Source organism: Trichlorobacter sp. (genome assembly GCF_030247655.1).
Classification (GTDB): Bacteria; Desulfobacterota; Desulfuromonadia; order Geobacterales; family Pseudopelobacteraceae; genus Trichlorobacter.
Genome location: NZ_JAOTRZ010000190.1, coordinates 1 through 5883 on the forward strand (window position 1 = coordinate 1; position 5883 = coordinate 5883).

7 protein-coding genes are annotated in these 5883 nt (G+C 44.6%); all 7 read left to right on the plus strand.

Features of this window, described 5'->3' with window-relative positions:
• A partial coding sequence (locus OEL57_RS13345) for an SPASM domain-containing protein (protein WP_300741077.1) occupies positions 1-549 on the plus strand: 549 nt, incomplete at its 5' end.
• A 15-nt stretch (positions 550-564) separates the two neighbouring features.
• Entirely contained in the window at positions 565-1518 is a 954-nt protein-coding gene (locus OEL57_RS13350) for a glycosyltransferase family 9 protein (RefSeq protein WP_300741078.1), read from the plus strand.
• Entirely contained in the window at positions 1515-2297 is a 783-nt protein-coding gene (locus OEL57_RS13355) for a transketolase (protein WP_300741079.1), read from the plus strand. Before OEL57_RS13350 ends, OEL57_RS13355 begins: the two co-directional genes overlap by 4 nt.
• Positions 2294-3217: a transketolase family protein gene (locus OEL57_RS13360; RefSeq protein ID WP_300741080.1), complete on the plus strand. Its 924-nt coding sequence runs from the start codon at positions 2294-2296 to the stop codon at positions 3215-3217. The genes OEL57_RS13355 and OEL57_RS13360 overlap by 4 nt, the downstream gene beginning before the upstream one ends.
• Before the next feature lie 89 nt (positions 3218-3306).
• Positions 3307-3879 carry a class I SAM-dependent methyltransferase gene (locus OEL57_RS13365; RefSeq protein ID WP_300741081.1) on the plus strand — a complete coding sequence of 191 codons (573 nt, stop codon included), beginning with the start codon at positions 3307-3309 and terminating at the stop codon, positions 3877-3879.
• Between the two features lie 42 nt (positions 3880-3921).
• Entirely contained in the window at positions 3922-4971 is a 1050-nt protein-coding gene (locus OEL57_RS13370; RefSeq protein ID WP_300741083.1) for a radical SAM protein, read from the plus strand.
• A gap of 4 nt (positions 4972-4975) precedes the next feature.
• Positions 4976-5830 carry an SDR family oxidoreductase gene (locus OEL57_RS13375; protein WP_300741082.1) on the plus strand — a complete coding sequence of 285 codons (855 nt, stop codon included), beginning with the start codon at positions 4976-4978 and terminating at the stop codon, positions 5828-5830.
• Positions 5831-5883: the final 53 nt, after the last annotated feature.

Sequence of the window (5883 nt, forward strand, 5' to 3'; positions counted from 1 at the left end):
GGCGTGCAGTTTTTAATGATTCAGCAAAATCTGCTGGATATTGAGGCTGCACTCAATCTTTATTCGGAAATTGGTGTTGATTATCTGAGTTTTAAGCCGTACTCGGAACATCCGCAAATGATCAATAAAAGCGGTTTTACCTACAGTGATGAAATTATAGACTCGGTAGAGCTGGCGGTCCAAAGCTTTACCAACAGCAGTACGACCCAAACGGCTATAATTTTCCGCAAAGCGGCTACAGAGGCGTATCAAAAAGGTGTGCAGAGCTATCACTCCTGCCGTGCATTGCCGTTTTGGGGCTACATCTCCTCAAAAGGGGATTTTTACACCTGCAGTGTTTATCTTAATGATGAACGTTTCAGGGTAGGAAATATTTATTTAGAGACAATGAAGGATATTTTTTGGGGAGAGAAGCGGGAAAAATCTATTTGTTTTGCAGAGTTCGAACTTGAGATCGGCCATGAATGCCGGGTCAACTGCCGAATGGCACGTATAAATGAGTTTCTGGCATTTTTAAATAACCAACCGAACCATGTGAATTTCATTTAAGCCGGGACTAACACAATGTCTACCAAAATATTGATTATTAAACTTGGTTATTCTGAAACTTTGGACCCTGAAATTGGTAAAGTTCCCAGCCTTGGAGATGTTCTGCGCACAACTCCACTTCTTTGGGCAGTTAAAGAAAAATACCCTGATGCCCATATAACCTGGCTGGTTACTTCAAATGCCGAGCCGTTGCTTCAAGCAAATCCGCTGATAGACCGGATATTGGTGTGGGACGAATTTGTGCCATTTCAACTGATGCGTGAAAAATTTGATATTCTGATAAATCTTGAAAAAATTGCCGGCGTGTGTGCCCTGGCCGACATGATTGACGCCTGGACTAAATATGGGTTTCGCTTCGAGTCAGTGAGTGGACTGTACCATGGTTACGAAAAGGGCCTCAATTTTATGAACTATATCGCAAAGAAAAAAAGCGATACAACCAAAGGGTATTGGCAGCAGGTTTTGATTGAGATGATGGGGGCGGTCTGGAAAGGCCAGCCATACATTATTGGCTATCAGCCAAAGAGCCAAGAAACGTTTGATATTGGATTTAATTATGAGGTTGGTTCAAAATGGCCTGTCAAGGGAATGCCGCTAGAGTTGTGGAAGGAGCTGGAAAAGCGTTTTCTAGAGCTGGGGTATACGGTTTCCTGGCAGGAGGGCAAAGCCAATTTACATGAATATATGGACTGGATTAACTCATGTCGATTGCTGGTCTCAAATGACAGTCTGGGAATGCATCTGGCATTTGCGCTGAAAAAAAAGGTGATCGGGCTTTTCGGGCCGACTGATGCAAGTGAGGTTTACTTCTATACAGGAGGGAAACTCATTCAGTCTTCATCGCAATGTTCAGCGATGCCCTGTTTTGACATAAAATGCAGGACCGAAATGTTCTGTATGGCTCATTTTGATTTTGACAAGATTATTAATTCAGCCACCGAAATAATGGGAGAGCAAACCTCATTATGAGTACTTACGATACCGCGCTACAAGTCCGGCGTACCATTATCGAAATGGCTAACCGCTCCCAAAGCCCACATGTTGGATCATGTCTTTCCTGTGTTGATATTCTGGCGGTGCTATATGATGACGTCCTTCGCCTGGAACCATGGCACAAACGTGACATTTTTATACTCAGCAAGGGGCATGCCGCCATGGCGCTTTACAGTATTCTCCATGCAAAGGGTATCCTGATGAAAGAGGATATTGAAGGGTATTACCAGAATTGTGGGACACTTCCCGCTCACCTTGATCGTTGTACAGCCAAAGGGATTGAGGTGTCTGCCGGATCTCTTGGACATGGTTTCAATATGGGGCTTGGCATGGCTTACGGCTTTAAAAAACAGGATAATAACCGGAAGATCTTTGCCGTAATCGGTGATGGAGAATCCCAGGAAGGGTCCATTTGGGAGGGGGCGTTGTTCGCTGGTGGACTTGGTCTGGATAACTTTACCGCCATCATGGATCATAACAATCTGCAAGGCTATGGACGTCCAAACGAAATTTGTGCTTTTGAGCCGATGCGTGAAAAATGGAGCGCCTTCGGCTGGCACGCTCTGGAAGTTGATGGGCATGATCACAATGCACTGCGCGCTGCGTTGCGTGAAGATTCACAGGGAAAACCCAAGATACTGATCGCAAAGACTACCAAAGGCAAAGGAGTGTCATTCATGGAAGACCAGCTTGTTTGGCATTACTACATGGTAACAGATGCGCACAAATGCAAGGCGTTGGAAGAGTTGTCATGAGAAACGCTTTTATCAATACGATTTTGGAGGCTTGCCAAGATCGGGACGATCTATTTGTTATTAGTGGAGATGCTGGATTAGGGGTATTCGATGTATTCAAAGAAGAATATCCCGACCAGTTCCTTAATCTCGGCGCGGCGGAACAAAATATGATTGGTTTTTCTGCCGGCATGGCAATGGCTGGGTACAAGGTGTTGGTGTATAACATTATTCCCTTTGTACTGTACCGTTGTTATGAGCAGGTACGTAACGACATCTGTTACCAGAAGTTACCAATTATCTTGGCCGGTATCGGCAGTGGATTGACCTACGCTCCTATGGGAATGACGCACTACTCTGTTGAAGATTTAGGTATTGCTCGTACCCTGCCCAACTTGACCGTCTTGTCTCCTGTTGATCCAGTAGAAGCACAACTGTCCGCTCATTATGCCCTGTCTGCTTCTTCCCCAGTATATATCAGGCTGGCTAAACGTGGCGAACCGACTATTCACTGCACCCAGCAATTTGATATCAGTAAACCGCAACTTCTGGTTGGGGGGGATTCATCTGTTACGTTGTTTTGCCATGGCTCCATCGGTGAAGAAACTCTGCATGCATCCAGGATTTTGGCAGAGGAAGGCATTAGGCCACGTGTTTTTTCTGTGCCAATGGTGCAGCCACTTGATCGTGATGCCTTGCTGCAATGCCTGCAGGGGGTGAGAACTGTCGTCACCGTTGAAGAGCACTATTCTTCCTGCGGTCTTGGCGCCACATTGCGGGATATCATTATGGATTCAGACATGCCCTGTTCACTCACTACCTTGGGTATACCATCCCGGTTTATTCACGAGGTACATGATACTGCCGGGATGAGAAGGCTTTGGGGTATCGATGCTGCAGCGATAGCCGCTATGGTAAAAAAGCTTTGGAAGGTTACGTAATGGGAATCCTGAGAGACTATTTCACTCCGTTGCATACCAGTACGAAACGTGACTACCTGCCAAGGATGTGTGATGCAAAGGTTGAATGCATGAAGGTGGCACGTCAGTTTGGTGCTGACTTCTGGGATGGTGACCGGCGCTATGGTTATGGCGGATTTAGGTATGATGGCAGATGGAAGCCGGTTGCAGAACGTTTGATTGCAGATTACGCTCTTGCACCTGATTGCTCGATTCTTGATATTGGTTGTGGCAAAGGTTTCCTGCTGTATGAATTGCAGTTGTTGTTGCCTGACGCCCGCATTGTTGGCTTTGATATCTCAGACTATGCGATTGCCAATGCCAAAGAGGAAATCCGTAGCAATCTCTTCGTGCATCGAGCACAAGACGTCCTTCCTTTTCAAAAACATGAGTTTGATCTTGTTATCTCTCTTACCAGTCTACATAATTTATATCTGCCGGATTTAAAGGTTGCGCTTCAACAGATGGAGCGGGTTGGAAAACAAAAATACCTGGTTGTTGAAGGATATCGAAATGAGGAGGAACTATTTAATCTTCAATGTTGGGCCTTAACATGCACTGCCTTCTTTACTCCAGGGGAATGGGAGTGGCTGTTTAAGGAATTCGGCTATAACGGGGATTATGAGTTCATATTCTTCAACTAATCTGAAAGGTGCAGGAATAGCATGGGACTACTATACACTAGGATGAAAATATTCCATTTTAAGGAAAAGCTGAATTCATTACCTGTAGGTTCAGGTGAAATACAGCCGCCAATCAATGTTCGGCTTAAGCCCACCAATGTCTGTAACCATAACTGCTGGTACTGTGCCTATCGGGCTGAGAATCTGCAGTTGGGCCAGAATATGAACGTGACGGATTTTATTCCAAAAAATAAAATGTTCGAAATTATTGATGATCTGGTTGAAATGGGGGTTAAGGCGGTAACTTTTAGCGGTGGAGGCGACCCCTTTTGTTACCCGCACCTACTTGAAACGGCTCAGAAATTAGCAAACAGTCCCCTCAAATTTGCCGCACTCACCAACGGCTCGCGTCTTACCGGTGAAGTTGCTGAACTATTTGCCCACCATGCAACCTGGTTGCGGGTCTCCATGGATGGTTGGGACGACGCTAGTTATCAGAAATATCGCGGCTGCCCTGATGGTGAATTTTCCAAGATCATCCATAACATGAAGCAGTTCAAAAAGTTTGCAGGTTCATGCTATCTGGGGGTCTGCATCGTTGTTGATAACAGGAACTTTGAGCACATTTATGATCTAATAAAGCTATTGCACCAAACCGGTGTCAACAGCGTCAAGGTTTCTCCCTGCATTGTCAGCAACAGCGGTTACGAAAACAACAAGTACCATGAAGCGCTCTTCGCACCGGTTAAGGAGCAAACCGAACGAGCTATCGCAGACTTTGCCAGCAGTGATTTTGAATTGTTTGACTCATATCATACCCAGTTGGACACTTTCAGAAAAACGTACAACTGGTGTCCATACCTCCAGATATCTCCAGTAATAGGAGCCGACCAGAATATATATTCGTGTCATGACAAGGCCTATAATCTTCAGGAGGGGTTGCTCGGATCTATTAAGGAAGAGCGTTTCAGAGATGTCTGGTTTTCAGACAAGAACAGATTTTATGCTATTAAGCCTGCCACGGTCTGCAATCATCACTGTGTCGTCGATGGCAGCAACAGAATGATACTTGATTATTTGGAAGCTGACAGGGACCATCTTGAGTTTGTGTAGCGGCATGAAACGTTTGTATGGGAAAAGGATATTGATATTTGGTCCCAGCGGCAAGATGGGGTGTGCCATACGATCAGTTTTCACAGAGTGTGAACTGATAAACGTATATCGTGCTGATTGCGATATCTGTGACTTTCATCAGGTTGCTGCCAAGATCTCAGAGTTGGTCCCTGACATGGTCGTGAATGCAGTAGTATACGGCGGGCTTGATGCCTGCGAGGAAAGGCCGCGAGAGGCCCTGCATGTTAATACCCTTTTCCCGCAATATTTAGCGGAACTCTCCAATAAATATAATTTTATTCTGATTCATTTCAGCACTGATGCCGTATTTAATGGAACCACGGCGGACTATCATCTTGAATCAAGTCCTGTCAATCCAGTCAATATATACGGAATAACTAAATTTGGTGCCGATAGTTATATCCGTGCAATTGCCCAGAAGTACTATATTGCAAGGCTGTCAATTCAGTTTGGACCCAGTGACAAGAACACGCAATTTTTAGAAAAAATGCTCCAAAAAATACGGGATGGCCACCGTAATTTACTAATATCAAATGATATTGTTGCTTCACCCAGCTTTAGTGCCGATTGCGTTAATGAACTTAAATCAATTATCGAAGACGAAAGACCATATGGTTTGTATCACATTGCAAATGCCGGAATGGCATCACTTTATGAATTAATGCAGGAAATAATTAAAATTTTGAAAATTGATGTTTCTATTACACCGGTGCCTCACACAACCTTTAACACAAAAGCAATTAAAAACAGTTTCACTCCAATTCAATCAGAAAAATTATTCCCTTTGCGCCCTTGGCAGGAGGCCTTAGCTGCCTATTGTCGGCAATTAATCATTTGATATTTAATACGCTTTGTACACGCAAGGGGGGCACATGCGAATTACTGCCATTT

Coding starts and splice junctions, on each gene's coding strand:
- OEL57_RS13350 (WP_300741078.1), top strand. CDS start 565: ATGTCTACCAAAATATTGATTATTAAACTTGGTTATTCTGAAACTTTG.
- OEL57_RS13355 (WP_300741079.1), top strand. CDS start 1,515: ATGAGTACTTACGATACCGCGCTACAAGTCCGGCGTACCATTATCGAA.
- OEL57_RS13360 (WP_300741080.1), top strand. CDS start 2,294: ATGAGAAACGCTTTTATCAATACGATTTTGGAGGCTTGCCAAGATCGG.
- OEL57_RS13365 (WP_300741081.1), top strand. CDS start 3,307: ATGAAGGTGGCACGTCAGTTTGGTGCTGACTTCTGGGATGGTGACCGG.
- OEL57_RS13370 (WP_300741083.1), top strand. CDS start 3,922: ATGAAAATATTCCATTTTAAGGAAAAGCTGAATTCATTACCTGTAGGT.
- OEL57_RS13375 (WP_300741082.1), top strand. CDS start 4,976: ATGAAACGTTTGTATGGGAAAAGGATATTGATATTTGGTCCCAGCGGC.